Genomic DNA, 25,355 nt, shown 5'->3' with positions numbered 1-25,355 from the left:
GGCCCGCGCCGCTGCGTCCCCACGTCACCGACACGGGGGAGGGGCCGGTGGATGCCTTCGGGCCGCCCGGGGTCTACGCCGCGCAGTCTGCCGAGGGGCCCGCCCGCCTCGACGGAAACGCCACACGCCCCGGCGACGGCATCCCGGGCTGGCTCACGGTGGTGATCCTCCTGCTGGCCGTCATGTTCGCGCCGTACGCCTTCGTCCTCGTCCTGGCCCCGTTCGTCGTCGCAGCCGGCGGAGCAGCCTACGCGGGGGCCGGAGGCTCGTCGTGCCGATCCTGCTGTCGCTGGCGGTGGCGGGTCTGACCTGGTGGGCGGCTCGGTCCTATCGCCTCCGCGCGGGCGCGTCCACCCTGGGGGCGTGGGTGGTCGAGGCCGGGGTGCTCATGCTCGCAGGCATGGCCGTCATCGCGGCGAGCGGCTTCGCGGTCTTCCAGACGACGGCGAGCCAGCAGTGCATGTTCGTGGACGGCGAGAGCAGTGCACGAGCAGCAGCGGCTCGTCACCGATGGCCGTGAGCCTGCCCGAGCTGCTCCTCCTCGGGGGTCTGGTCCTGCTGGTGGCCGTCCTGGCGGCCGTCGTCCTGCGGGCCCGGCGCCGCTCACCTGCACCACGTCCGCCATGGGCGCTCCGCCATACGGCACTCGCTCGCCGGCTGCTGATGACCCCTCCACCTCGTCGCCACCCTCGTCGTGCCCCACCTCGTCGTGCCCCCACCTCGTCGTGCCCCCAGCGATCGTGAGTGTTTCGTCCAAGGATCCTGGGCGAAACACTCACGATCTCGGGGGCGAGCGAGGCGTGAGCGGGGGTCGGGCGGGGAGCGCCGGTCGGTGATTTGGAGCGCTCCGTGATATCGCGGTAATCTTGTCCACTGTGTCGTGCTTGACACGGACACTGCGTGCCCTCTCCACCGAGCGGGCCATGGGGGCTGATGGCCCCCGGGGCGGCTCGGGGGATGACCACACACCCTCTGCCTGGCGCCCACGACCTCTGGTCGGGGGAGTGCGGGGAGGGGCACCGCTCGACACGCCCGACCTCGGGTCACGGCGAGCGGCATGACAAGGAGTCCGGCCGGGAGACCGGTGGGGCTGACCATCAGATACGTACGGAGACTACGTGCCAACCATCAACCAGCTCGTCCGCAAGGGGCGGCAGGACAAGGTCGACAAGAGCAAGACCCCTGCCCTCAAGGGCAGCCCGCAGCGCCGCGGCGTCTGCACCCGCGTGTACACCACCACCCCCAAGAAGCCGAACTCCGCGCTGCGCAAGGTCGCTCGCGTGAAGTTGACCTCGGGCATCGAGGTCACGGCCTACATCCCGGGTGTCGGTCACAACCTGCAGGAGCACTCGATCGTGCTCGTGCGTGGTGGCCGTGTGAAGGACCTTCCCGGCGTCCGCTACAAGATCATCCGCGGCTCGCTCGACACCCAGGGTGTCAAGAACCGCAAGCAGGCTCGCAGCCGCTACGGCGCCAAGAAGGAGAAGAAGTAATGCCTCGTAAGGGCCCCGCTCCGAAGCGCCCCCTCGTCGTCGACCCGGTCTACGGCTCGCCGCTCGTGACCCAGCTGGTCAACAAGATCCTGCTGGACGGCAAGAAGTCCATCGCCGAGAACATCGTCTACGGCGCCCTCGAGGGCTGCCGCGACAAGACCGGCTCGGACCCCGTGCTGATCCTCAAGCGCGCCCTGGACAACGTCAAGCCGGCCCTCGAGGTCAAGAGCCGCCGTGTCGGTGGCGCGACCTACCAGGTCCCGGTCGAGGTCAAGCCCGGCCGTTCCACCACGCTGGCCCTGCGCTGGCTCGTGGGCTACTCGCGCCAGCGTCGCGAGAAGACCATGACCGAGCGTCTGATGAACGAGATCCTCGACGCCAGCAACGGCCTCGGCGCCGCTGTCAAGCGTCGCGAGGACACCCACAAGATGGCCGAGTCCAACAAGGCCTTCGCGCACTACCGCTGGTAAGACCTGCACGCCGGCGACCCGGGCACCACCTGGGTCGCCGGCACCACCGGGCCTCCCGATCGCGGAGCCACCCGGCCTGCTTCATCACCGACTCGAAGAGATGAGAAAACAGACGTGGCACTCGACGTCCTGACGGACCTGAAGAAGGTCCGCAACATCGGCATCATGGCCCACATCGATGCCGGCAAGACGACGGCGACCGAGCGGATCCTGTTCTACACCGGCATCAACTACAAGATCGGTGAGACGCACGACGGCTCGGCGACGATGGACTGGATGGAGCAGGAGCAGGAGCGCGGCATCACCATCACGTCCGCCGCGACGACGTGCTTCTGGGAGGGCCACCAGATCAACATCATCGACACCCCCGGGCACGTCGACTTCACGGTCGAGGTGGAGCGCTCGCTGCGCGTCCTCGACGGTGCGGTCGCGGTGTTCGACGGCAAGGAGGGTGTCGAGCCGCAGTCCGAGACCGTGTGGCGCCAGGCCGACAAGTACCAGGTCCCACGCATGTGCTTCGTCAACAAGATGGACAAGCTCGGCGCGGACTTCTACTACACCGTGCAGACCATCGTGGACCGCCTCGGCGCGGAGCCCCTGGTCCTGCAGATCCCGATCGGCTCCGAGAGCGACTTCGTCGGTGTCATCGACCTCGTCTACAACCGCGCGCTCGTGTGGCACGGCGACGTCAAGATCGGTCAGGACTACGAGATCGAGGAGATCCCGGCCGAGCTCGCCGACAAGGCCGAGGAGTGGCGCAGCAAGCTCGTCGAGCGCGTCGCCGAGTCCGACGAGGAGCTGCTGGAGAAGTATCTCGGTGGCGAGGAGCTGACGCCCGAGGAGATCAAGGCGGCCGTCCGCAAGATCACCCTCGCGGGCGAGGTCAACCCCGTCCTGTGCGGCACCGCGTTCAAGAACAAGGGCGTGCAGCCCCTGCTCGACGCGATCGTCGACTACCTCCCCTCGCCGCTGGACGTGCCGGCCATCCAGGCCCACGACCCCAAGGACGAGGAGAAGATCATCGAGCGTCACTCCGACGCGTCGGAGCCCTTCTCGGCGCTGGCCTTCAAGGTCGTGTCGCACCCGTTCTTCGGCCGCCTCACCTACGTCCGCGTCTACTCCGGCGAGGTCAAGCAGGGCGACATGATGCTCAACGCGACCAAGGGCAAGAAGGAGCGCGTCGGCAAGCTCTTCCAGATGCACGCCAACAAGGAGAACCCCGTCGACCACGCGACCGCGGGCCACATCTACGCGATGATCGGTCTGAAGGACACGACGACGGGCGACACCCTGGCAGCCCAGGACCAGCCGGTCCTGCTGGAGTCCATGACCTTCCCCGAGCCGGTCATCAACGTGGCCATCGAGCCCAAGACCAAGGGTGACCAGGAGAAGCTCTCCACGGCCATCCAGAAGCTCGCCGAGGAGGACCCGACCTTCCGCGTCGAGCTCGACGAGGAGACCGGCCAGACCATCATCAAGGGCATGGGCGAGCTCCACCTCGACATCCTCGTCGACCGCATGCGTCGCGAGTTCAAGGTCGAGGCCAACGTCGGCAAGCCGCAGGTCGCCTACCGCGAGACCATCCGCCGCGCCGTCGAGAAGTACGACTACACCCACAAGAAGCAGACGGGTGGTTCGGGCCAGTACGCCAAGGTCCAGCTGACCTTCGCGCCCATGGACACGTCCGAGGGCAAGATGTACGAGTTCGAGAACAAGGTCACCGGTGGCCGCGTCCCGCGCGAGTACATCCCGTCGGTCGGCGCTGGCATCGAGGAGGCCATGAACCAGGGCGTCCTCGCCGGCTACCCGATGGTGGGCGTCAAGGCCACCCTGCTCGACGGCGCCTACCACGACGTCGACTCCTCGGAGATGGCGTTCAAGATCGCCGGCTCGATGGCGTTCAAGGAGGCTTCCCGCAAGGCCGACCCGGCCCTGCTCGAGCCCATGATGGCCGTCGAGGTGCGTACGCCCGAGGACTACATGGGCGACGTGATCGGCGACCTCAACTCCCGCCGTGGCCAGATCCAGGCCATGGAGGACATCAGCGGCGCCAAGATCGTTCGCGCGCTCGTCCCGCTGTCCGAGATGTTCGGTTACGTTGGCGACCTGCGTTCCAAGACCCAGGGCCGCGCCAACTACACGATGCAGTTCGACTCCTACGCCGAGGTTCCCAAGAACGTCGCGGAGGAGATCATCAAGAAGACCCGAGGCGAGTAACCGATTCGGAGGTCTGGCGGCTTGCCCGCTAGACTTCCGGATTGCGTCTCAAACAAGCACCATCCCTGACAGACGACGCCACGTCCTGCTTGGTCGTACGGCGTAACACCAAAGAAGTCCTGAGGAGGACCCCCAGTGGCGAAGGCTAAGTTCGAGCGGACCAAGCCGCACGTCAACATCGGCACCATTGGTCACATCGACCACGGTAAGACGACGCTGACGGCTGCGATCTCGAAGGTTCTGCACGACGCGTACCCGGACCTGAACCCCCAGTTCGCGTTCGAGGACATCGACAAGGCTCCCGAGGAGCGTCAGCGCGGCATCACGATCTCGATCGCTCACATCGAGTACCAGACCGAGGGTCGTCACTACGCGCACGTCGACTGCCCGGGTCACGCCGACTACGTCAAGAACATGATCACCGGTGCTGCTCAGATGGACGGTGCGATCCTGGTCGTCGCCGCCACCGACGGCCCCATGCCGCAGACGAAGGAGCACGTCCTCCTGGCCCGCCAGGTCGGCGTCCCCTACATCGTCGTGGCGCTCAACAAGACCGACATGGTCGACGACGAGGAGATCCTCGAGCTCGTCGAGATGGAGGTCCGTGAGCTCCTGTCCGAGTACGAGTTCCCGGGCGATGACCTGCCGGTCGTGCGCATCTCCGCGCTCAAGGCGCTTGAGGGCGACCCCGAGTGGGGCAAGTCCGTGCTCGAGCTCATGAACACCGTGGACGAGTACATCCCGGAGCCGGCTCGCGACACCGACAAGCCGTTCATGATGCCGATCGAGGACGTCTTCACGATCACCGGTCGTGGCACCGTCGTCACCGGTCGTATCGAGCGCGGCATCCTCAAGGTCAACGAGGAGGTCGAGATCGTCGGCATCCAGGAGCGCACGCAGAAGACCACGGTCACCGGCATCGAGATGTTCCGCAAGCTCCTCGACGAGGGTCGTGCGGGCGAGAACGTCGGTCTGCTGCTCCGCGGCACCAAGCGCGAGGACGTCGAGCGCGGGCAGGTCGTCTGTAAGCCCGGCTCGATCACCCCGCACACCGAGTTCGAGGCCAGCGTCTACATCCTGTCCAAGGACGAGGGCGGCCGTCACACGCCGTTCTACGACAACTACCGTCCCCAGTTCTACTTCCGTACCACTGACGTGACGGGCGTCGTCCACCTCCCCGAGGGCACCGAGATGATCATGCCCGGCGACAACACTGAGATGAAGGTCGACCTCATCCAGCCCATCGCCATGGAGGAGGGCCTGAAGTTCAACATCCGTGAGGGTGGCCGCACCGTCGGTGCGGGTCAGGTCACCAAGATCCTGAAGTGATCTGAGCTCCCGCGGGAGCGATCTCGAGGCGGGGTCCGGACATCATGTCCGGGCCCCGCCTTCGTCATACCCGCCACCATGCGGCAGGCTGGGCACCGGCATCCCGCGCACCCCACCACTGGAGGAAGTCCCATGGACCTCGGCACCTTCGAGACCCTGCTGGTCGAGCAGGACGGCGACGCGCTCGTCGTCACCGTCAACCGCCCGTCGGCGATGAACGCCCTGGCCGGACAGGTCATCGCCGACCTGGAGGCCCTCACCGTGGCGGTCGAGTCCCAGGTGGGCTCCGCCGGCCGCTGGCCCGTCAAGGGCATCATCGTCACGGGGGCGGGGGACAAGGCCTTCGTGGCGGGGGCGGACATCGTCGAGATGCAGAGCATGAGCCCGGACGAGGGGGAGGCCTACTCGCGCCGGATGCAGGGAGTCACCGAGCGGCTCGAGGCACTGCCGCTGCCGGTCATCGCCGCCGTCAACGGCTTCGCCCTCGGTGGTGGGTGCGAGCTCGCCATGGCCTGCGACTGGATCTATGCCTCCGAGAACGCCAGGTTCGGCCAGCCTGAGGTCAGCCTCGGCCTCGTGCCAGGCTTCGGGGGATCGGTCCGTATGGCGCGGCGCGTCGGTGCGGCCATGGCTCGCGAGCTGATCTTCACGGGGCGCATGGTCAAGGCCGACGAGGCCCTGCGCATCGGCCTGGTCAATCGCGTGTATGCCGACCCGGCCGCCCTGCTCGAGGGCGCCAAGGCCACCGTCGCCGAGCTGGCGACAAAGAGCCCTGTGGCGGTCGCCGCCTGCAAGGCACTGATGTCCGAGGTGGCTCCGCTCCCGGTGCCGGAGGGTCTGGATCGTGAGGCCCAGGCCTTCCGCCGGGCCTTCGAGACCGAGGACAAGGTCGAGGGCGTGCGGGCCTTCGTGGCCAAGGAGAAGCCGGCCTTCCCCGGACGATGAGGGGGATGTCGACCGGGCGACGGACTCAGCGTCCGTCGGGGTCGACGAGGTCGCCCGGGTTGCAGCCCGCCGCGACGGTCGCCGGATAGCCGACGTCGGGCCTGCCCGGCTCGAGGTTCCACCGCTCCTTGCTCGCGGCGAAGGCCATGTGGCAGCGCAGCTGGTCAGCCATCCCCGGGCGCGTCATCTCCGGGTAGGCGGAGCGCAGCCGGGTGACGAGGGCCTCCGTGGCGCCCGGCCACGAGCGCGCCACCCATGACGGCGTCACCTGCAGCGACCGCACGGTGCCCCGTCGCACCCAGCGCGCCCGGTCCACGAGGGTGGAGGTCGTGCGCACCACGCGGGTGCCTGCCCGGTCGGAGCAGGCACGACCGTCCTGGACCGAGAGCCGAGCGCCCTCCGGGGTGACCTGCCACCCGGACACCATGTCGCCGTCGGCGATCACGACCCAGGTGCCTGACAGGCCCTCGACGAGGTCCTGCCCGGGCGTGAGGCGCGCAGCGGACGGCACGGCGTGGCGACAGGTCGCGGCGGGGGAGTCCCCGCTGCTCGAGACCAGGCCCGGGCCGGCGGGTGCCCGGCCCCCGGTCGAGGGGGACGCCAGGGTCGCCGGCGCGGACCCGACCGGACCTGCTGGCTGCTGACCGCCCTGGCACCCCCCGATCGAGAGGGCTGCCGCCAGGGCGACGGCTCGCGTCAGCCCTGCGGTGCGAGCCACGGCTCGACGGCCTCGAGCAGGGACCTGATGTGCTGCTGCACCCGTCCCGCGTGCTTGACGGAGCGAGGACGCTCGGCGGGGACCCGGCCGTCCACGAGGACGTAGAGGCTGCGCAGCGTGCGACAGGTGTTGATGGTGTGCGCCGGTATCGGCACGGTGGGGTCGCCCACCCTGGGCGTCAGCTCCTTGATCCACCGGGTCGCGACCTTCTCGGTCAGGTCGTCCTGCAGCAGCACCTGCGCGATCGCCAGCGCCAGACGGTCCTCCTCCTGGTCGCGCCACACGGTGGCCGCCGGGTGGAGAAGCCTGCGGGACACCGCGGCGAGCAGCTGCGCCGCCGGCACGGTCCCCGTCTCGCCGAGCACCCCCACCACGTCGGCGCCGTGCGCCACGGCGTGCACCCAGCCGAGCTGGGCGTCGTACCCACGCTGGTCCGGCTCCTCCGCCCACCAGGTCAGGAAGGGCTCGGTCCACGCCCGCCGCCAGGCGTGCGCGCGAGCGAGGTAGGCCAGCGGCACCGCCGCGAAGGACCGGGTGTGGGCGTCGGGGGCCTGCAACAGCTCCACGAGCTGGTTGCCGAGCGCCTGGCGCTCCTTGCGTCCCATCGCTCCGGCCTCGCGCAGCAGATCGGCGACCGCCTGCTCCCGCGCGGTGGCGTCACGGGCCGTCAGCCCGGTGAGGGCCGTCGCCGGCGCTGGGCGCAGCGCCGAGGAGGACGAAGCGGGGTCGGTTCCGGGCATGGCCCCCATGCTCCCAGACGGACGAGAGAGGACGGTGACGGCGTGTCGGCTGGCGCCGGTGCTGGGACCCGCTCCGCCGGGCGTCCCAGGATTTGGATCCTGCTCGTCGATCTGTCAGACTAGACAGGTTGCTTGACGCGTGGTCGACGCCTGTCCTCACGGACATGTCGGCGCCACCGTCCCTCGCGAGAGGTTACTAGCACCACCGGACGGTCCTCGGACTGGCTGATGGCCTGTGACTTCCCTGCGGGGGAGCTCGAGCCCCGGCCCAGACGGACCGGCCCCATCACGGGTTAGCCCGCAGATCCTGCGTGCGCTCGTGCCGCGAAGCGGGTGCGACACGCCCGACCGCGGGGGCCGGAGGACGACTGGATCGGCCACAGACCAGCAGGACAGACGAGAGAGAGTCAACGAAGCGATGGCGGGACAGAAGATCCGCATCCGGCTTAAGTCGTACGACCACGAGGTCATCGACAGCTCGGCGCGCAAGATCGTGGACACCGTGACCCGTGCGGGCGCGACGGTGGTGGGCCCCGTGCCCCTCCCGACGGAGAAGAACGTGTTCTGCGTCATCCGTTCGCCCCACAAGTACAAGGACAGTCGCGAGCACTTCGAGATGCGGACGCACAAGCGTCTCATCGACATCATCGACCCGACGCCCAAGGCCGTCGACTCGCTGATGCGTCTCGACCTGCCGGCGGACGTCAACATCGAGATCAAGCTCTGAGGAACCCGACATGACTAACGCTGCTATCGAGCGCAACGTCAAGGGCGTCCTTGGCGAGAAGCTCGGCATGACCCAGGTCTGGGACGCGGACAACCGCCTCATCCCCGTCACGGTCATCAAGGCGGGCCCCTGCGTCGTCACGCAGGTCCGCGACGCCGAGAAGGACGGCTACCAGGCCGTCCAGATCGCCTTCGGCGCGATCGACCCGCGCAAGGTCAACAAGCCCATGACCGGCCACTTCGAGAAGGCCGGTGTGTCGCCGCGCCGCCACCTGGTCGAGCTCCGCACCTCCGACTCCGCGGACTACTCCGTCGGCCAGGAGATCACGGCGGAGGCCTTCGAGGTCGGCTCGGACGTCGACGTCACGGGCACCACCAAGGGCAAGGGATTCGCGGGCGTCATGAAGCGCCACGGGTTCAAGGGCGTCTCGTCCTCCCACGGTGCGCACCGCAACCACCGCAAGCCGGGCTCGATCGGTGGCTGCTCCACCCCGGGTCGCGTCTTCAAGGGCATGCGCATGGCCGGCCGCATGGGCGGCGTGCGCCAGACCACCCAGAACCTCACGATCCACGCCGTGGACGCCGACAAGGGCCTGCTGATCATCAAGGGTGCCGTCCCCGGTCCCCGCGGTGGCGTGGTCCTCGTGCGCACGGCCGCCAAGGGGGCCTGATCCACATGACGACCATCGACATCCTGGACGCCAAGGGCGCCAAGGCCGGCTCCGTCGAGCTGCCGGCCGAGGTCTTCGACGTCCAGACCAACATCCCGCTGATCCACCAGGTCGTGGTGGCCCAGCTCGCCGCCGCTCGTCAGGGCACGCACAAGGCCAAGACGCGCGCCGAGGTGCGCGGCGGTGGCGCCAAGCCGTACCGCCAGAAGGGCACCGGTCGCGCCCGTCAGGGTTCGACGCGTGCGCCGCAGTTCGCCGGCGGTGGCGTCGTCCACGGGCCCGTGCCGCGTGACTACTCGCAGCGCACCCCCAAGAAGATGAAGGCCGCCGCCCTGCGTGGCGCCCTCTCGGACCGCGCTCGTCACGGTCGCGTCCACGTCCTGTCCTCCCTCGTCGAGGGTGACGCGCCGTCCACCAAGGTGGCCGCGAACGTCCTCGGTGGCATCAGCGGGCGCAAGAACCTGCTCGTCGTCATCGAGCGCGAGGACACGCTGGGCATGGCGTCCGTCCGCAACATCGCCAACGTGCACATCCTGGTCGCCGACCAGCTCAACACGTACGACGTGCTCTGCGCGGACGACGTGGTCTTCACCCAGGGCGCTCTCGAGGCCTTCCTGGCCAAGGGCACCCCGGCGGCCGCCAAGGCTGAGGAGGACACCAAGTGAGCACCATCAAGGACCCCCGCGACATCCTGCTCGCGCCGGTCGTCTCCGAGAAGTCGTACGGACTGATGGACCAGGGCAAGTACACCTTCGTGGTGGACCCCCGGGCCAACAAGACCGAGATCAAGATCGCCATCGAGCAGATCTTCAAGGTCAAGGTGGACTCCGTGCACACGCTCAACCGCCCGGGCAAGACCCGCCGCACGCGGTTCGGCCTCGGCAAGCGCAAGGACACGAAGCGCGCGATCGTCACCCTCAAGGAAGGGTCGATCGACATCTTCGGAGGCGCTGGCGTCTGACGCCGGCGACCGAGGATCGACTAGGACACTGAGGGATCAGACATGGCTATCCGTAAGTACAAGCCCACGACGCCGGGTCGTCGTGGCTCGAGCGTCGCGGACTTCGTAGAGGTCACGCGCAGCACACCTGAGAAGTCGCTGGTGCGCCCGCTGCCCAAGAGCGGTGGACGCAACTCGAGCGGCCGCATCACCACCCGCCACATCGGCGGTGGCCACAAGCGCGCCTACCGCGTGATCGACTTCCGTCGTCACGACAAGGACGGCGTGCCCGCCAAGGTCGCTCACATCGAGTACGACCCCAACCGCACCGCCCGCATCGCGCTGCTGCACTACGCGGACGGCGAGAAGCGCTACATCCTCGCGCCGAACCGCCTGTCCCAGGGCGACATGGTCGAGAACGGCCCGGGCGCCGACATCAAGCCCGGCAACGCGCTGCCGCTCAAGAACATCCCCGTGGGTACGGTCATCCACGCCATCGAGCTGAAGCCCGGTGGCGGGGCCAAGATCGCCCGCTCGGCCGGTGCTCGCGTGCAGCTCGTCGCCAAGGACGGCCCCTACGCCCAGCTGCGTATGCCGTCCGGCGAGATCCGCAACGTCGACCTGCGCTGCCGCGCCACGGTCGGCGAGGTGGGCAACGCCGAGCAGAGCAACATCAACTGGGGCAAGGCCGGCCGCATGCGGTGGAAGGGCAAGCGCCCGACCGTCCGTGGTGTCGCCATGAACCCGATCGACCACCCGCACGGTGGTGGTGAGGGCAAGACCTCCGGTGGTCGCCACCCGGTGAGCCCCTGGGGCCAGCCCGAGGGTCGCACCCGCAAGCCGGGCAAGCCGAGCGACAAGCTCATCGTCCGTCGTCGTCGTACTGGCAAGAAGCGCTGATAGGAGCCTTTGGACATGCCTCGTAGCCTGAAGAAGGGCCCCTTCATCGACGACCACCTTCAGAAGAAGGTGGACGCCCAGAACGAAGCCGGCACCAAGAACGTCATCAAGACCTGGTCGCGCCGTTCGGTGGTCTCGCCGGACATGCTCGGTCACACCCTCGCCGTCCACGACGGCCGCAAGCACGTCCCGGTGTTCGTCACCGAGTCGATGGTCGGCCACAAGCTCGGCGAGTTCGCCCCCACCCGTACCTTCAAGGGTCACGAGAAGGACGACAAGAAGGGGCGTCGTCGCTGATGGCCAACAACGACAAGGAATTCCAGATGGAAGCCAAGGCCGTTGCGCGCCACGTGCGCGTCACGCCCATGAAGGCTCGCCGCGTCGTCGACCTGATCCGCGGCAAGCAGGCCGGCGAGGCTATCGCCACGCTGCAGTTCGCCCCGCAGTCGGCGAGCGACCCGGTGCTCAAGGTTCTCCAGAGCGCCATCGCCAACGCCCGCGTCAAGGCCGACCAGGCCTCGCAGGCCTTCGACGACCGCAACCTCGTCATCACCAAGGCGTACGTGGACGAGGGCCAGACCATGAAGCGGTTCCAGCCGCGGGCCCAGGGTCGCGCCTTCCGCATCCGCAAGCGCACGAGCCACATCACCGTCTTCGTGGCCCAGCCGGAGGCCGCTAGCAAGGGAGGCACCCGCTAATGGGTCAGAAGGTCAACCCGCACGGTTTCCGCCTCGGTATCACCACCGACCACCGCAGCCGGTGGTTCGCCGACAGCACCAAGGCCGGTCAGCGGTACCGCGACTACGTGAAGGAAGACGTCGCCATCCGTCGTCTCCTGTCCAACGGCATGGAGCGCGCCGGCATCTCCCGCGTGGAGATCGAGCGCACCCGTGACCGCGTCCGCGTGGACATCCACACGGCGCGCCCAGGCATCGTCATCGGTCGCCGTGGCGCCGAGGCCGACCGCATCCGCGGCGAGCTCGAGAAGCTCACGGGCAAGCAGGTCCAGCTGAACATCCTCGAGGTCAAGAACCCCGAGGTCGACGCCCAGCTGGTCGCCCAGGGCATCGCCGAGCAGCTCTCGGCCCGCGTCTCGTTCCGTCGCGCCATGCGCAAGGGCATGCAGTCCGCCCAGCGCGCCGGCGCCCAGGGCATCCGGGTCATGTGCGCCGGACGTCTCGGCGGCGCCGAGATGTCCCGCTCGGAGTTCTACCGCGAGGGCCGTGTCCCGCTGCACACGCTGCGCGCCAACATCGACTACGGCTTCTACGAGGCTCGTACGACGTTCGGTCGCATCGGCGTCAAGGTGTGGATCTACAAGGGCGACGTGACGGCCAAGGAGCTGGCTGCCCAGCAGGCCGCCGCCCCGCGTCCGTCCCGCGGCCCGCGCCGCGACGGCGCCGACCGCCCCGGCCGTGGTGGCCGTGGCCCCCGTCGTGACAGCAACCGCGACGCCGCCCCGGCCGAGGCCGGCGCTGCGTCCGACACCGCGCAGGCCCAGCCTGCGGAGCAGGGAGCTGAGTCCTGATGCTGATTCCCCGTCGTGTGAAGCACCGCAAGCAGCACCACCCCGGTCGCAGCGGCGCAGCCAAGGGCGGCACCACGGTCGCGTTCGGTGACTACGGGATCCAGGCGCTCGAGCCGGCCTACGTCACCAACCGTCAGATCGAGTCCGCTCGTATCGCCATGACGCGTTACATGAAGCGTGGTGGAAAGGTCTGGATCAACATCTACCCGGACCGCCCGCTGACCAAGAAGCCCGCCGAGACCCGCATGGGTTCCGGAAAGGGCTCGCCCGAGTGGTGGGTCGCCAACGTCAAGCCCGGCCGCGTGATGTTCGAGCTGGCCGGCGTCCCGGAGCCCGTCGCCCGTGAGGCCATGCGCCTCGCGATGCACAAGCTCCCGATGAAGTGCCGTTTCGTGGCGCGTGAAGGTGGTGACATCTGATGGCAGTCGGATCCAAGGACCTGACCTCCGAGCAGCTGCGTGGCCTCGGCGACGACCGTCTGGTCGACGAGCTGAAGAAGGCCAAGGAGGAGCTGTTCAACCTCCGCTTCCAGTCGGCCACGGGCCAGCTGGAGAACCACGGCCGTCTGCGCGCTGTCCGCAAGGACATCGCTCGCATCTACACCGAGATGCGCGAGCGCGAGCTCGGCATCGGCGCCGCCCCCGCGAAGGGTGGCCAGGCATGAGCGACAACCAGAAGGAAGCTGCCATCACCGTGAGCGAGACCACCCTCGAGCGCAACGACCGCAAGACCCGTCAGGGCTACGTGGTGAGCGACAAGATGGACAAGACCGTCGTGGTCGAGGTCGAGGACCGCGTCAAGCACGCGCTCTACGGCAAGGTCCTGCGGCGCAGCAGCAAGGTCAAGGCGCACGACGAGGAGAACTCGGCGGGCATCGGCGACCGTGTCCTGATCATGGAGACCCGTCCGCTGTCCGCCTCCAAGCGGTGGCGCGTGGTCGAGATCCTCGAGCGCGCCAAGTAGTTCGGCCGCTCACCCGCAAGCATCGGCCCCAGGATCACCTGAGGCCAGCCCGACCAACAGTTCGGCCAGGCTCAACCGGAGGGATCCGGTGAGAACCAGCTCGACGACAGGAGTTCGACAGTGATCCAGCAGGAGTCGCGACTGCGCGTCGCCGACAACACCGGTGCCAAGGAGATCCTTTGCATCCGCGTGCTCGGCGGTTCGGGTCGTCGGTATGCCGGCATCGGCGACGTCATCGTCGCCACCGTCAAGGACGCGATCCCCGGTGGCAACGTGAAGAAGGGCGACGTGGTCAAGGCCGTCATCGTCCGCACGACCAAGGAGCGTCGTCGTATCGACGGTTCCTACATCAAGTTCGACGAGAACGCGGCCGTCATCCTCAAGAACGACGGTGACCCGCGTGGCACGCGCATCTTCGGCCCGGTGGGCCGCGAGCTGCGTGACAAGAAGTTCATGAAGATCATCTCTCTGGCGCCGGAGGTGCTGTAACCCATGGCGAAGATGAAGATCAAGAAGGGTGACCTGGTCCAGGTCATCACCGGCCCCGACAAGGGCAAGACGGGCAAGGTCATCTCGGTGAGCACCGAGACCGGGCGCGTCCTGGTCGAGGGCATCAACCGGGTGACCAAGCACACCAAGGCCGGCCAGGGTGCCAACCGCACCGGTGGCATCGTCCACACCGAGGCGCCGATCCACGTGTCCAACGTGCAGGTCGTCGACCCGGAGACCAAGAAGCCGACCCGTACCAAGACGCGCGTCGAGACCGTCGAGCGTGACGGTCGGTCCAAGACCGTCCGCACGCGCGTGTCCGTCCGCTCGGGCAAGGACCTGTGACATGACTGCTACCACCTCTGAGAAGACGCAGCCTCGCCTCAAGGCGCGCTACGCCGCGGAGATCAAGCCCGCCCTGCGGGAGGAGTTCTCCTTCGCCAACGTCATGCAGGTTCCCGGTGTCGTCAAGGTCATCGTGAACATGGGTGTCGGCGAGGCCGCTCGCGACTCGAAGCTGATCGAGGGCGCGGTGCGCGACCTGACCGCCATCACCGGTCAGAAGCCCACCGTGACCAAGGCTCGCAAGTCGATCGCTCAGTTCAAGCTGCGCGAGGGCATGCCGATCGGCGCGCACGTCACCCTCCGCGGTGACCGCATGTGGGAGTTCCTCGACCGTCTGCTGTCGGTCGCCCTCCCGCGCATCCGCGACTTCCGGGGTCTCTCCGGCAAGCAGTTCGACGGTCGCGGCAACTACACCTTCGGTCTCAACGAGCAGTCGATGTTCCACGAGATCGACCAGGACAAGATAGACCGGGTTCGCGGCATGGACATCACCATCGTCACCACCGCCACGAACGACGACGAGGGGCGCGCCCTGCTCAAGCAGCTCGGCTTCCCGTTCAAGGAGAACTGACCGTGGCCAAGACCGCTCTGATCAACAAGGCGAACGCCAAGCCGAAGTTCAAGGTGCGCGCCTACACGCGTTGCCAGCGCTGCGGCCGTCCGCACTCGGTGTACCGCAAGTTCGGCCTGTGCCGGATCTGCCTGCGCGAGATGGCGCACGCGGGAGAGCTCCCCGGCGTCACCAAGAGCAGCTGGTAAACCCAAACCTCGAATTTCCACTCCGCTCTACATCGCAGGTCGGCACGACGGCCGGGCACCGAGATTCCTCGGCGCCAGGCCCCGTCACTGAAACCGCGGTGAGGAAGGGCAAGCAGCCCAATGACCATGACTGACCCGATTGCGGACATGCTGACCCGCGTCCGGAACGCCAACTCGGCGCACCACGACGTCGTCTCCATGCCGTTCTCGAAGCTGAAGAAGAACATCGCGGACATCCTCGAGGCCGAGGGCTACATCGCCGGCTCGAAGATCGAAGAGGCCGAGGTGGGTCAGACGCTGACCATCAACCTCAAGTACGGCCCCAACCGCGAGCGGTCCATCGCAGGCGTGCGCCGGGTGTCCAAGCCCGGTCTGCGCGTCTACGCGAAGTCCACCAACCTGCCCAAGGTCCTCGGCGGCCTCGGCGTGGCGATCATCTCCACGTCGACCGGCCTCCTGACCGACAAGCAGGCTGCCCAGAAGGGCGTAGGTGGGGAAGTCCTCGCCTACGTCTGGTAACCCACGGCGCGAAAGGAGAATCTCATGTCCCGAATTGGACGACTCCCGGTCTCCGTGCCTATGGGTGTGGAGGTCAACATCGACGGTCAGACCGTCACCGTCAAGAAGAACAACGCCGAGCTGAGCCACGTCGTGGCCGAGCCGATCACGGTCGAGAAGACCGAGGACGGCACGATCGAGGTCAAGCGTCCCAACGACGAGCGCCAGTCCCGTGCCCTGCACGGCCTGACCCGTTCGCTCATCGCCAACATGGTCGAGGGCGTGACCAACGGCTACGAGAAGAAGCTCGAGATCTTCGGCACCGGTTACCGCGTGATGGCCCGGGGCAGCAACCTCGAGTTCGCCCTCGGCTACTCGCACCCGATCGTCGTCGAGCCGCCGGAGGGCATCACCTTCCAGGTCGAGGCCCCGACGAAGTTCTCGGTCAAGGGCATCGACAAGCAGCTCGTCGGCGAGGTCGCTGCCAACATCCGCAAGCTCCGCAAGCCCGACCCCTACAAGGGCAAGGGCGTCCGCTACGCGGGCGAGCAGATCCGCCGCAAGGTCGGAAAGGCTGGTAAGTAAGCCATGGCACGACTCATCGTCAAGCGCGGCAAGGGCAAGAGCGCCGCTCGCGGCCGCCGCCACCTGCGTCTGCGCAAGCGCATCGCCGGCACCACGACGCGTCCTCGTCTCGTGGTCAACCGGTCCGCGCGCCACATGTTCGTCCAGGTCGTCGACGACTCCGTCGGCAAGACCCTGGCGAGCGCGTCCACGATGGAGGCCGACCTGCGCTCCTTCGAGGGCGACAAGACGGCCAAGGCCAAGCGCGTCGGCGAGCTCGTGGCCGAGCGCGCCAAGGCGGCCGGGGTGTCCGCGGTCGTGTTCGACCGTGGCGGCAACCAGTACCACGGCCGCATCGCCGCGATCGCCGACGGCGCCCGCGAGGGTGGTCTGGACCTGTGACCGCTCACCAGACGTACGTTTCAGGAAAGAGGAACATCTGATGCCAGGACCTCAGCGCCGCGGAACCGGCGCCGGCACCGGCCAGAACGGTGGCGAGCGCACCAACGACCGCCGTGACCGTCGCGAGCGCAACGACCGTCGCGACTCCGCCGAGAAGAGCCAGTACATCGAGCGCGTGGTGACCATCAACCGCGTCGCCAAGGTCGTCAAGGGTGGCCGCCGCTTCAGCTTCACCGCGCTCGTCGTGGTGGGCGACGGTGACGGCACCGTGGGCGTGGGCTACGGCAAGGCCAAGGAGGTGCCCGCCGCGATCGCGAAGGGCGTCGAGGAGGCCAAGAAGGCGTTCTTCCGCGTCCCCCGCATCCAGGGCACCATCCCGCACCCCGTCCAGGGTGAGAAGGCCGCGGGCGTCGTGCTCCTGCGTCCGGCGGCTCCCGGTACCGGTGTCATCGCCGGTGGTCCGGTGCGCGCCGTGCTCGAGTGCGCCGGCATCCACGACGTGCTGTCCAAGTCGCTCGGCTCGGACAACTCGATCAACATCGTCCACGCGACGGTCGAGGCCCTCAAGGGTCTCGAGCGCCCCGAGGCCGTTGCCGCCCGCCGCGGCAAGTCCCTCGAGGACGTCGCACCCGCCGCTCTGCTGCGCGCCCGTGCCGCTGGGGCTGGTGCCTGATGTCTCGACTCAAGGTGACCCAGACCCGCGGCCACGTCGGCTGCAAGCAGAACCAGCGCGAGACCCTGCGCACGCTCGGTCTCAAGCGCATCGGTGACGTCGTCGTCAAGGAGGACCGCCCGGAGATCCGGGGCATGGTCCGCACCGTGGCGCACCTCGTGACCGTCGAGGAGGTTGACTGATGGCTACCGCCAAGAAGTCCGGCGAGCAGGAGCTCCCTGCCGACGGCACCACGCACGCCCTGAAGGTTCACCACCTTCGTCCCGCCCCCGGCGCCAAGACCCCCAAGACCCGCGTGGGTCGCGGTGAGGGCTCCAAGGGCAAGACGGCCGGTCGTGGCACCAAGGGCACGAAGGCCCGTTACCAGGTGCCCGAGGGCTTCGAGGGTGGTCAGACGCCGCTGCACATGCGTCTGCCCAAGCTGCGCGGCTTCAAGAACCCGTTCAAGACCGAGTACCAGGTCGTGAACCTCGACAAGATCTCGGCGCTGTACCCCGAGGGTGGCGACGTCACCGTGGAGGGTCTCGTGGAGAAGGGCGCGGTCCGCAAGGGCTCGCTCGTCAAGGTGCTCGGCCAGGGCGAGATCACCGTCAAGGTCAACGTGACCGCTGACAAGTTCTCCGGCTCTGCCAAGGACAAGATCGAGGCCGCGGGCGGTTCCACCACCCAGGCCTGATCGCCGGGGGAGGCCGGCACCGCCGGTCCCGCCCGACATCACCCGCACCAAGGCCCCGGAAGCGTCGCTTCCGGGGCCTTGGGCGTGCGGGGCACCAGGGGTGCGGATGCTACCCTGCGTAAGTTGTCGTGGTCGCCGAGGAGGACCTGTGCTGTCGGCCTTTACCCGTGCGTTCAAGACGCCGGACCTTCGCAAGAAGATCTTGTTCACCCTGTTCGTGATGGCGCTGTTCCGCGTCGGGTCGATCGTGCCCACGCCCGGTGTCAGCTACACGGACGTCCAGGCCTGCCTGCAGGGTGCCGAGACCAACACCGGCGCCCTCGGCATCCTCAACCTGTTCAGCGGCGGCGCCCTGCTGCAGCTGTCGATCTTCGCGCTGGGCATCATGCCCTACATCACCGCGAGCATCATCGTGCAGCTGCTGACCGTGGTCATCCCGCGGTTCGAGGCCCTCAAGCAGGAGGGCCAGTCGGGGCAGACCAAGCTGACGCAGTACACGCGCTACCTCACGATCGGGCTGGCGATCCTGCAGTCCGCCACGTACGTGACCTACGCCCGCAACCCCGACCAGCTGTTCGGCGGCCAGTGCACCTCGATCATGCCCGACGAGTCGCTGCCGGCCTTGCTGATCATGGTCGTCACCATGACCGCCGGCACGGGCCTGGTCATGTGGATGGGCGAGCTCATCACCGACCGCGGCGTCGGCAACGGCATGTCGCTGCTGATCTTCACCTCCATCGTCTCCAGCTTCCCCGGCACCCTGTGGGGCTCGGTCGCGGCGAACGGCCGCCAGCTGGGACGCTTCTTCCTCGTGATGCTCGTCGGCCTGGTCATCGTCGCCATCGTCGTCTTCGTCGAGCAGTGCCAGCGTCGCGTGCCCGTGCAGTACGCCAAGCGCATGGTCGGCCGCCAGGTGTACGGCGGCACCAGCACCTACATCCCGATGAAGATCAACATGGCCAATGTCATCCCGATCATCTTCGCGTCGTCGCTGCTGCAGCTGCCCACCATGGTGGCGACCTTCCAGCGCAACAACGCCAACCCGCCCGCCTGGGCCGAGTGGATCCAGACCCACCTCGGGATGGGTAGCGGGCCGTGGTACTCCCTGATCTTCTTCACGCTGATCGTGTTCTTCACGTTCTTCTACGTGTCGATCACCTTCAACCCGGAGGAGGTCGCCGACAACATGAAGAAGTACGGCGGCTTCATCCCCGGCATCAGAGCCGGCCGTCCCACCGCGCAGTACCTCGACTACATCCTGACCAGGCTGACGTCGGTGGGCGCGCTCTACCTCGGGCTGCTGTCGCTGATCCCCGTCATCGCGTTCACGACGATGAACGTGCAGAGCGACTTCCCGTTCGGCGGCGCCTCCCTGCTGATCATGGTGGGTGTGGGCCTGGAGACGGTGAAGCAGATCGAGTCCCAGCTCCAGCAACGCCACTACGAAGGGTTCCTGCGCTAATGCAGCTGATCATCATGGGTCCGCCCGGTGCCGGCAAGGGCACCCAGGCCGCACGACTCGTCGCGGACCTCGGGATCCCCGCGATCTCGACGGGCGACATCTTCCGCGCCAACATCAAGAACGAGACCGAGCTCGGTCTCAAGGTCAAGGAGATCATCGCCGGCGGCGGCTACGTCCCCGACGAGATCACGGACGCGATCGTGGCCGACCGGCTCTCCGAGCCGGACTGCGAGCCGGGCTTCCTGCTCGACGGCTACCCGCGAACCGTGGGGCAGGTCGAGGCACTCGACGGGATGCTGGACCGCATGGGCCGCGCTCTGGACGCGGTGCTCGTCCTCACGGTCGACACCGACGCCGTGGTGCAGCGACTGCTCAAGCGGGCCGAGGTCGAGGGGCGCGTGGACGACACCGAGGAGGTCATCCGCGAGCGCATGGCGATCTACACCCGCGAGACGCAGCCCCTCATCGATCTCTACCGCGAGCGCGGCCTGATCCGCGAGGTCGACGGCATGGGCGACGTCGACGACGTGACCGCGCGGCTCCTGCAGACCGTGCGGGGCTGAGCCGCCCACGTGTTCGGACGTTCCAGGATCCAGACCAAGACCGCCGACCAGATCCGCGCGATGCGTCGCGCCGGGCTGGTCGTCGGCCGCACCCTGCAGATGCTCTCCGAGGAGCTGCGGGACGGCATGACCACCGGTCGTCTCGACGAGCTGGCCGAGACCTTCATTCGCGACCACGGCATGTTCCCCAACTTCGCCGAGGTGCCGGGCTACCGCCACACCCTGTGCGTCTCCGTCGGCGAGCAGATCGTCCACGGCATCCCCGGGGACCGCGTGCTGCGCGACGGTGACCTCGTGTCGGTCGACTGCGGCTGCTACGTCGTCGAGGACGGCACCCAGTGGCACGGCGACGCGGCCCGCACGTTCTTCGTGGGGGGGCGCGAGGCGGCCAGGCCCGCCGAGCTCGCCCTGTCCGACGCCACCGAGGCCTCCCTGTGGGCCGGCATCGCCGCCCTGCGCGTCGGTGGCCGCCTGCACGACGTGGGGGCCGCGGTGGAGGACTCCATCGAGGCCGCCGGGCAGCGCGACGGGGTCGACTACGGGATCGTCGAGGACTACGTCGGGCACGGGATCGGCACGGCGATGCACATGGACCCGCAGGTCTACAACTACCGGGTCCGCGACCGGGGGCCGGCGGTGCGCAGCGGGGTGACCCTGGCGATCGAGCCCATGATCACCCTGGGGTCGGCGGACAACCACGTGCTCGCCGACGAGTGGACGGTCGTCACCGACGACGGGTCGGCCGCGAGCCACTGGGAGAACTCCGTGGCGGTCACCGACGCGGGTCTGTGGGTCCTCACGGAGGTCGACGGGGGAGCCGAGCGCCTGAGGGCGGCCGGCGCGGCATACGGCCCGCTCGACCAGCCCTGATGGCCCGCAGGCACCCCCATCCAGTGCCCCCATCCAGCGCCCCCATTCAGCGCGCCTGCACCGATTTCCCTGCGTGCGGGGGTATGGCGTAGGCTGGTGCGTCGGCTCACGAGCACTCAGACCCACCTGTCCCGGCGGCTGGTCATGGCAGGTCCAGGTCTCGTCACCACGTGCGCCGGTAGTACCCGATCAGACAGTGCCACGGCGTTCTCCGTCCTGCTCCCGGCAGGCGGCGCACGCCCCGACGGAATGTGGAGGACATGGCCAAGAAGGACGGTGTCATCGAGATCGAGGGCACGATCGTGGAGGCTCTCCCGAACGCGATGTTCCGGGTGGAGCTCACCAACGGTCACAAGGTGCTCGCTCACATCTCCGGCAAGATGCGTCAGCACTACATCCGCATCCTCCCCGAGGACCGGGTCGTCGTTGAGCTCAGCCCGTATGACCTGACCCGAGGGCGCATCGTCTTCCGCTACCGCTGACCGGCTCGTCCGGTCCGGTGGTCGGTAGGCACCACCCGATCCACCCCTGCCCGGTGCACGTCCGTGCCCCGGGCCCGATCTGAAGACAGTAGGCAGATGAAGGTTCAGCCGAGCGTCAAGAAGATCTGCGACAAGTGCAAGGTGATCCGCCGCAACGGCCGGGTCATGGTGATCTGCGAGAACGCTCGCCACAAGCAGCGTCAGGGCTGATCCACCGGTCAGCGCGGCATCCGCCGGGCCGACCCGCACGCGCAGGCTTCCGCCGAACGCGCACGAAGCATTGCCAGCAGCACCCGGCCTCAGGCCTCGACCCGTCGAGTCCTGGACGTCACCCCCGGCACGGAGGCCGGGGACCGAGACCTCGTCCGAGCGAGGCGCCCGACCTAGAGGGTGCCGAGCGACGACGGCGAGGTATGTCGGAACGGTGCTGCGCCAGACCTCCGTTCGTACCAGGAGAATGAACCACATGGCTCGTCTCGTTGGAGTCGACCTGCCGCGCGACAAGCGCGTCGAGGTCGCACTGACGTACATCTTCGGCGTGGGTCGCACCCGCGCCGAGCAGACCATCGCGGCCACGGGCGTCAACCCGGACACGCGTGTCAAGGACCTCACCGAGGAGGAGCTGGTCAAGCTCCGCGACCACCTCGAGGAGAGCTACCAGATCGAGGGTGACCTCCGTCGCGAGATCGCGTCCGACATCCGCCGCAAGGTGGAGATCGGGTCCTACGAGGGCCTGCGCCACCGTCGTGGCCTGCCCGTCCGCGGTCAGCGCACCAAGACCAACGCTCGCACCCGCAAGGGCCCGAAGCGCACGGTCGCCGGCAAGAAGAAGGCCGGAAAGAAGTAACCAACCGATGTGAACCGGACGCCCAGCCGGGGGATTGGAACCCTTGCGGCGCGGCACATCAGTCGGTCCACTTCACGCACAGTCTTCACTTACCGAGTTACAGGAGAAACCAGCCACATGCCTCCCAAGGGCCGTCAGGCTGCGGCGAAGAAGGTCCGCCGCAAGGAGAAGAAGAACGTCGCCCACGGGCACGCTCACATCAAGAGCACGTTCAACAACACGATCGTCTCGATCACCGACCCGACCGGAGCGGTGATCTCGTGGGCGTCCGCCGGCCAGGTCGGCTTCAAGGGCTCCCGCAAGTCCACCCCGTTCGCCGCGCAGATGGCCGCCGAGGCCGCTGCCCGTCGGGCGATGGACCACGGCATGCGCAAGGTCGACGTCTTCGTCAAGGGCCCGGGCTCGGGCCGCGAGACGGCGATCCGCTCGCTGACCGCCACCGGCCTCGAGGTCGGCGCCATCAGCGACGTCACGCCCACCCCCCACAACGGCGTGCGCCCGCCCAAGCGCCGTCGCGTCTGAGACACGGAAGGAGATAGCTGACTTATGGCTCGTTACACCGGACCCATGAGCAAGAAGTCCCGTCGTCTCAAGACCGACCTGGTCGGTGGCGACAAGAACTTCGAGAACCGCCCCTACCCGCCCGGCATGCACGGCCGCGGTCGCGTGCAGGAGAAGGAGTACCTCCTCCAGCTGCGCGAGAAGCAGAAGGCCCGTTACATGTACGGCGTCCTGGAGAAGCAGTTCCGCAACTACTACGAGACGGCCTCGCGTCGTCCCGGCAAGACCGGCGAGAACCTCCTCCAGATCCTCGAGTCCCGCCTGGACAACGTGGTCTACCGCGCCGGCCTGGCCCGCACCCGTCGTGCGGCTCGTCAGCTCGTCGCCCACGGCCACTTCACGGTCAACGGCGTCCGCGTGGACATCCCGTCCTACCAGGTGACGCAGTACGACATCATCGACATCCGCCCCAAGTCGGTCAACACGTTCCCGTTCGACCTGGCTCGCCAGACGTTCGGCGACCGGCCGATCCCGGCGTGGATGCAGGTCGTCCCGGGCTCCCTGCGGATCCTGATCCACCAGCTGCCCGTGCGCGAGCAGATCGACGTCCCCGTCGAGGAGCAGCTGATCGTGGAGCTCTACTCGAAGTAATCGGCATCACGACGCATGGCGGTGGGCCGGGTTGCGGCCCGGCTCGCCGCCATACGTCTGAGACCACGGTCCGTCCCGCGGACGGACCGGCCGGCCGGCTCACGGACAGAGGTGAGCGGCCGCCCCGCCAGGGGATTCATGAGACGTCATATAGCGGGCGTCCATGGGAAGGAAGAAAACCGTGCTGATCGCACAGCGTCCGGTGCTCTCGGAGGAGATGCTCTCCGAGGCCCGTTCCCGCTTCACCATCGAGCCCCTCGAGCCGGGCTTCGGCTACACCCTCGGCAACTCGCTGCGGCGCACGCTGCTGTCGAGCATCCCGGGTGCCGCCGTCACCAGCCTGCGCATCGACGGCGTCCTCCACGAGTTCTCCACCGTCCCCGGTGTCAAGGAGGACGTGACGGAGTTCATCCTCAACATCAAGGGTCTGGTCGTCTCCTCGGAGCACGACGAGCCGGTCGTGATGTACCTCCGCAAGCAGGGTCCCGGCGCCGTCACCGCCGCCGACATCACCCCGCCCGCGGGCGTCGAGGTGCACAACCCCGACCTGCACATCGCGACGCTCAACGAGAACGGCAAGCTCGAGATGGAGCTGACCGTCGAGCGTGGGCGTGGCTACGTCTCGTCGCAGCAGAACAAGTCCGGCGAGCAGGAGATCGGTCGCATCCCGGTCGACTCCATCTACTCCCCGGTGCTGGCCGTGACCTACAAGGTCGAGGCGACGCGTGTCGAGCAGCGCACGGACTTCGACCGCCTGGTGGTCGACGTCGAGACCAAGAACTCCATGGCTCCGCGCGACGCGATGGCCTCCGCCGGCAAGACGCTGGTGGAGCTCTTCGGCCTCGCCCGCGAGCTCAACGTCGAGGCCGAGGGCATCGACATGGGCCCGTCCCCGACGGACGCCGCGCTCGCCGCCGACCTGGCCCTGCCGATCGAGGACCTCGACCTGACCGTCCGGTCCTACAACTGCCTCAAGCGCGAGGGCATCCACACGGTGGGCGAGCTCGTGGGTCGCAGCGAGGCCGACCTGCTCGACATCCGCAACTTCGGTGCGAAGTCGATCGACGAGGTCAAGGCCAAGCTCGTGGGCATGGGCCTGCAGCTCAAGGACAGCCCGCCCGGGTTCGACCCGTCGGCGATCGCCGAGGCGTACGACAGCTACGAGGACGACATCGCCCTCGAGGACGAGCAGTACTGAACTACTGACCGAAAGCAGGACTGACCTCACGGCGCCACGGTCGGCGCCCCCTGCGGTCGGTCGGACTATCTAGGAGAAACCATGCCTACCCCCACCAAGGGTCCTCGTCTCGGCGGCGGTCCGGCCCACGAGCGCCTGATGCTGGCCAACCTGGCCACGTCGCTCTTCGAGCACGACAAGATCACGACCACCGAGGCCAAGGCCAAGCGCCTGCGCCCCCTGGCCGAGCGCATGATCACCTTCGCCAAGCGCGGCGACCTGCACGCTCGTCGTCGGGTGCTCACGGTCGTCCGTGACAAGGGTGTCGTGCACCGTCTGTTCGTGGAGATCGCGCCCGACATGGCCGAGCGCCAGGGCGGCTACACCCGCATCACCAAGATCGGTGCGCGCAAGGGTGACAACGCCCCCATGGCCGTGATCGAGCTCGTCCGCGAGCCCGTCGCCAAGAAGGCCACCGTCAAGGAGGCCGAGGCGGCGACCAAGCGCGCGTCCAAGGACTCCGCCAAGGCCGCCCCGGTCGAGACCGCCGAGCCGGTCGAGACCGAGACGGTCGAGCCGACCGCCACCACGGAGGCCGCCGAGGCCCCCGAGGCGCCGGTCGAGGACCAGCCCACCACCGAGGCGGCCGACGCCGCCACGGACAGCAAGACCGAGACCAAGGGCGACGCCTGACCGCTTCGCCTGACGCCTGCAGGGCCCGTCACCCCCACCCGGGGCGACGGGCCCTTCGGCATA

The 25,355-nt window shown here is 68.1% G+C and carries 40 protein-coding genes; 38 read left to right on the top strand and 2 right to left on the bottom strand.

The annotated features are described in order from the left end of the window. The first annotated feature begins 47 nt into the window (after positions 1–47). From B4E97_RS00505 to B4E97_RS00475, 7 genes are all read left to right on the top strand, one after another. Positions 48–308 (top strand): hypothetical protein, encoded by a 261-nt coding sequence (locus B4E97_RS00505; protein ID WP_286958249.1) that lies wholly within the window; start codon positions 48–50, stop codon positions 306–308. Next, positions 272–520 (top strand): hypothetical protein, encoded by a 249-nt coding sequence (locus B4E97_RS00500; protein ID WP_029211821.1) that lies wholly within the window; start codon positions 272–274, stop codon positions 518–520. The genes B4E97_RS00505 and B4E97_RS00500 overlap by 37 nt, the downstream gene beginning before the upstream one ends. A 598-nt stretch (positions 521–1,118) precedes the next feature. Beyond that, on the top strand, positions 1,119–1,493 hold the full coding sequence (gene rpsL, locus B4E97_RS00495; protein WP_019286362.1) for a 30S ribosomal protein S12: 375 nt from the start codon (positions 1,119–1,121) through the stop codon (positions 1,491–1,493). Beyond that, a complete protein-coding gene (gene rpsG / locus B4E97_RS00490) occupies positions 1,493–1,963 on the top strand; it encodes a 30S ribosomal protein S7 (protein WP_019286361.1) in 471 nt (156 codons plus the stop codon). Before rpsL ends, rpsG begins: the two co-directional genes overlap by 1 nt. A 114-nt stretch (positions 1,964–2,077) precedes the next feature. Next, the gene (gene fusA / locus B4E97_RS00485; protein ID WP_029211822.1) at positions 2,078–4,180 is read left to right on the top strand and encodes an elongation factor G; all 2,103 of its coding nucleotides are present in this window, start codon (positions 2,078–2,080) and stop codon (positions 4,178–4,180) included. Positions 4,181–4,315: 135 nt separating this feature from the next. Then, positions 4,316–5,509: an elongation factor Tu gene (gene tuf / locus B4E97_RS00480; RefSeq protein ID WP_029211823.1), complete on the top strand. Its 1,194-nt coding sequence runs from the start codon at positions 4,316–4,318 to the stop codon at positions 5,507–5,509. 132 nt (positions 5,510–5,641) lie between these two features. Then, positions 5,642–6,454: an enoyl-CoA hydratase-related protein gene (locus tag B4E97_RS00475; protein WP_286955233.1), complete on the top strand. Its 813-nt coding sequence runs from the start codon at positions 5,642–5,644 to the stop codon at positions 6,452–6,454. A gap of 25 nt (positions 6,455–6,479) precedes the next feature. Here B4E97_RS00475 and B4E97_RS00470 read toward each other — a convergent pair whose 3' ends face one another. Both B4E97_RS00470 and B4E97_RS00465 read right to left on the bottom strand, forming a co-directional pair. Further along, positions 6,480–7,172 carry a DUF2599 domain-containing protein gene (locus B4E97_RS00470; protein WP_286955235.1) on the bottom strand — a complete coding sequence of 231 codons (693 nt, stop codon included), beginning with the start codon at positions 7,170–7,172 and terminating at the stop codon, positions 6,480–6,482. Then, entirely contained in the window at positions 7,151–7,912 is a 762-nt protein-coding gene (locus B4E97_RS00465; protein WP_286958248.1) for a DUF2785 domain-containing protein, read from the bottom strand. The genes B4E97_RS00470 and B4E97_RS00465 overlap by 22 nt, the downstream gene beginning before the upstream one ends. A gap of 418 nt (positions 7,913–8,330) precedes the next feature. On the opposite strand from B4E97_RS00465, the gene rpsJ reads away from it, so the two are divergent. The 31 genes from rpsJ (at position 8,331) to rplQ (ending at position 25,292) form a co-directional block, all read left to right on the top strand. Further along, positions 8,331–8,639: a 30S ribosomal protein S10 gene (gene rpsJ, locus B4E97_RS00460; RefSeq protein WP_012867945.1), complete on the top strand. Its 309-nt coding sequence runs from the start codon at positions 8,331–8,333 to the stop codon at positions 8,637–8,639. Positions 8,640–8,649: 10 nt separating this feature from the next. Beyond that, positions 8,650–9,309, top strand: coding sequence for a 50S ribosomal protein L3 (gene rplC / locus B4E97_RS00455; protein ID WP_051274124.1), 660 nt, complete (start codon positions 8,650–8,652; stop codon positions 9,307–9,309). Between the two features lie 5 nt (positions 9,310–9,314). Then, the gene (rplD, locus tag B4E97_RS00450) at positions 9,315–9,974 is read left to right on the top strand and encodes a 50S ribosomal protein L4 (protein ID WP_029211828.1); all 660 of its coding nucleotides are present in this window, start codon (positions 9,315–9,317) and stop codon (positions 9,972–9,974) included. After that, a complete protein-coding gene (rplW, locus tag B4E97_RS00445) occupies positions 9,971–10,270 on the top strand; it encodes a 50S ribosomal protein L23 (RefSeq protein ID WP_019286353.1) in 300 nt (99 codons plus the stop codon). Before rplD ends, rplW begins: the two co-directional genes overlap by 4 nt. A 42-nt stretch (positions 10,271–10,312) precedes the next feature. Beyond that, positions 10,313–11,149: a 50S ribosomal protein L2 gene (rplB, locus tag B4E97_RS00440; protein ID WP_029211830.1), complete on the top strand. Its 837-nt coding sequence runs from the start codon at positions 10,313–10,315 to the stop codon at positions 11,147–11,149. A 15-nt stretch (positions 11,150–11,164) separates the two neighbouring features. Beyond that, complete coding sequence (gene rpsS / locus B4E97_RS00435; protein WP_019286351.1) at positions 11,165–11,446, top strand: 30S ribosomal protein S19; 282 nt, start codon at positions 11,165–11,167, stop codon at positions 11,444–11,446. 26 nt (positions 11,447–11,472) lie between these two features. Next, a complete protein-coding gene (gene rplV / locus B4E97_RS00430; RefSeq protein WP_286958272.1) occupies positions 11,473–11,847 on the top strand; it encodes a 50S ribosomal protein L22 in 375 nt (124 codons plus the stop codon). Continuing rightward, complete coding sequence (rpsC, locus tag B4E97_RS00425; protein ID WP_019286349.1) at positions 11,847–12,677, top strand: 30S ribosomal protein S3; 831 nt, start codon at positions 11,847–11,849, stop codon at positions 12,675–12,677. The genes rplV and rpsC overlap by 1 nt, the downstream gene beginning before the upstream one ends. Continuing rightward, a complete protein-coding gene (rplP, locus tag B4E97_RS00420; RefSeq protein ID WP_019286348.1) occupies positions 12,677–13,096 on the top strand; it encodes a 50S ribosomal protein L16 in 420 nt (139 codons plus the stop codon). The genes rpsC and rplP overlap by 1 nt, the downstream gene beginning before the upstream one ends. Next, positions 13,096–13,341: a 50S ribosomal protein L29 gene (gene rpmC / locus B4E97_RS00415; RefSeq protein ID WP_019286347.1), complete on the top strand. Its 246-nt coding sequence runs from the start codon at positions 13,096–13,098 to the stop codon at positions 13,339–13,341. The genes rplP and rpmC overlap by 1 nt, the downstream gene beginning before the upstream one ends. Then, positions 13,338–13,640 (top strand): 30S ribosomal protein S17, encoded by a 303-nt coding sequence (gene rpsQ, locus B4E97_RS00410; RefSeq protein ID WP_286958247.1) that lies wholly within the window; start codon positions 13,338–13,340, stop codon positions 13,638–13,640. Before rpmC ends, rpsQ begins: the two co-directional genes overlap by 4 nt. A 120-nt stretch (positions 13,641–13,760) precedes the next feature. Next, entirely contained in the window at positions 13,761–14,129 is a 369-nt protein-coding gene (rplN, locus tag B4E97_RS00405) for a 50S ribosomal protein L14 (protein ID WP_029211833.1), read from the top strand. Positions 14,130–14,132: 3 nt separating this feature from the next. Next, the gene (gene rplX, locus B4E97_RS00400; RefSeq protein WP_019286344.1) at positions 14,133–14,474 is read left to right on the top strand and encodes a 50S ribosomal protein L24; all 342 of its coding nucleotides are present in this window, start codon (positions 14,133–14,135) and stop codon (positions 14,472–14,474) included. 1 nt (position 14,475) lies between these two features. Beyond that, a complete protein-coding gene (gene rplE, locus B4E97_RS00395) occupies positions 14,476–15,045 on the top strand; it encodes a 50S ribosomal protein L5 (protein WP_029211834.1) in 570 nt (189 codons plus the stop codon). A 2-nt stretch (positions 15,046–15,047) separates the two neighbouring features. Next, a complete protein-coding gene (locus B4E97_RS00390; RefSeq protein WP_019286342.1) occupies positions 15,048–15,233 on the top strand; it encodes a type Z 30S ribosomal protein S14 in 186 nt (61 codons plus the stop codon). Between the two features lie 120 nt (positions 15,234–15,353). Further along, positions 15,354–15,752, top strand: coding sequence for a 30S ribosomal protein S8 (rpsH, locus tag B4E97_RS00385; protein WP_019286341.1), 399 nt, complete (start codon positions 15,354–15,356; stop codon positions 15,750–15,752). Between the two features lie 24 nt (positions 15,753–15,776). Next, a complete protein-coding gene (gene rplF / locus B4E97_RS00380; protein WP_029211835.1) occupies positions 15,777–16,316 on the top strand; it encodes a 50S ribosomal protein L6 in 540 nt (179 codons plus the stop codon). Between the two features lie 3 nt (positions 16,317–16,319). Beyond that, on the top strand, positions 16,320–16,697 hold the full coding sequence (gene rplR / locus B4E97_RS00375) for a 50S ribosomal protein L18 (protein ID WP_019286339.1): 378 nt from the start codon (positions 16,320–16,322) through the stop codon (positions 16,695–16,697). Positions 16,698–16,737: 40 nt separating this feature from the next. After that, complete coding sequence (gene rpsE / locus B4E97_RS00370) at positions 16,738–17,370, top strand: 30S ribosomal protein S5 (protein WP_029211836.1); 633 nt, start codon at positions 16,738–16,740, stop codon at positions 17,368–17,370. Then, positions 17,370–17,552, top strand: coding sequence for a 50S ribosomal protein L30 (gene rpmD / locus B4E97_RS00365; protein WP_019286337.1), 183 nt, complete (start codon positions 17,370–17,372; stop codon positions 17,550–17,552). Before rpsE ends, rpmD begins: the two co-directional genes overlap by 1 nt. Continuing rightward, a complete protein-coding gene (gene rplO, locus B4E97_RS00360) occupies positions 17,552–18,046 on the top strand; it encodes a 50S ribosomal protein L15 (RefSeq protein WP_051274125.1) in 495 nt (164 codons plus the stop codon). The genes rpmD and rplO overlap by 1 nt, the downstream gene beginning before the upstream one ends. 148 nt (positions 18,047–18,194) lie before the next feature. Further along, positions 18,195–19,508: a preprotein translocase subunit SecY gene (gene secY / locus B4E97_RS00355; RefSeq protein WP_239263909.1), complete on the top strand. Its 1,314-nt coding sequence runs from the start codon at positions 18,195–18,197 to the stop codon at positions 19,506–19,508. Next, complete coding sequence (locus B4E97_RS00350; protein ID WP_029211839.1) at positions 19,508–20,071, top strand: adenylate kinase; 564 nt, start codon at positions 19,508–19,510, stop codon at positions 20,069–20,071. The genes secY and B4E97_RS00350 overlap by 1 nt, the downstream gene beginning before the upstream one ends. Positions 20,072–20,080: 9 nt before the next feature. Next, the gene (gene map / locus B4E97_RS00345; protein ID WP_019286333.1) at positions 20,081–20,941 is read left to right on the top strand and encodes a type I methionyl aminopeptidase; all 861 of its coding nucleotides are present in this window, start codon (positions 20,081–20,083) and stop codon (positions 20,939–20,941) included. 260 nt (positions 20,942–21,201) lie between these two features. Further along, positions 21,202–21,423, top strand: a complete 222-nt coding sequence (infA, locus tag B4E97_RS00340) for a translation initiation factor IF-1 (protein WP_006946284.1) — start codon at positions 21,202–21,204, stop codon at positions 21,421–21,423. 96 nt (positions 21,424–21,519) lie between these two features. After that, on the top strand, positions 21,520–21,633 hold the full coding sequence (gene rpmJ, locus B4E97_RS00335; RefSeq protein ID WP_019286332.1) for a 50S ribosomal protein L36: 114 nt from the start codon (positions 21,520–21,522) through the stop codon (positions 21,631–21,633). A gap of 256 nt (positions 21,634–21,889) precedes the next feature. Then, positions 21,890–22,270, top strand: a complete 381-nt coding sequence (rpsM, locus tag B4E97_RS00330; RefSeq protein WP_037214654.1) for a 30S ribosomal protein S13 — start codon at positions 21,890–21,892, stop codon at positions 22,268–22,270. A 117-nt stretch (positions 22,271–22,387) separates the two neighbouring features. Beyond that, entirely contained in the window at positions 22,388–22,792 is a 405-nt protein-coding gene (gene rpsK / locus B4E97_RS00325) for a 30S ribosomal protein S11 (RefSeq protein WP_019286330.1), read from the top strand. A 24-nt stretch (positions 22,793–22,816) separates the two neighbouring features. Continuing rightward, positions 22,817–23,422 (top strand): 30S ribosomal protein S4, encoded by a 606-nt coding sequence (gene rpsD, locus B4E97_RS00320; protein WP_019286329.1) that lies wholly within the window; start codon positions 22,817–22,819, stop codon positions 23,420–23,422. A gap of 181 nt (positions 23,423–23,603) precedes the next feature. Continuing rightward, complete coding sequence (locus tag B4E97_RS00315; RefSeq protein WP_029211842.1) at positions 23,604–24,620, top strand: DNA-directed RNA polymerase subunit alpha; 1,017 nt, start codon at positions 23,604–23,606, stop codon at positions 24,618–24,620. A gap of 81 nt (positions 24,621–24,701) precedes the next feature. After that, positions 24,702–25,292, top strand: a complete 591-nt coding sequence (gene rplQ, locus B4E97_RS00310) for a 50S ribosomal protein L17 (protein ID WP_286958244.1) — start codon at positions 24,702–24,704, stop codon at positions 25,290–25,292. Positions 25,293–25,355 lie beyond the last annotated feature (63 nt).

Origin of the sequence: Arsenicicoccus sp. UBA7492, from assembly GCF_002479615.1 — a bacterium.
Classification (GTDB): domain Bacteria; phylum Actinomycetota; class Actinomycetes; order Actinomycetales; family Dermatophilaceae; genus Arsenicicoccus; species Arsenicicoccus bolidensis.
Note: the sequence above shows the minus strand (reverse complement) of the source record. Positions and strands in the feature narration are given on the sequence as shown.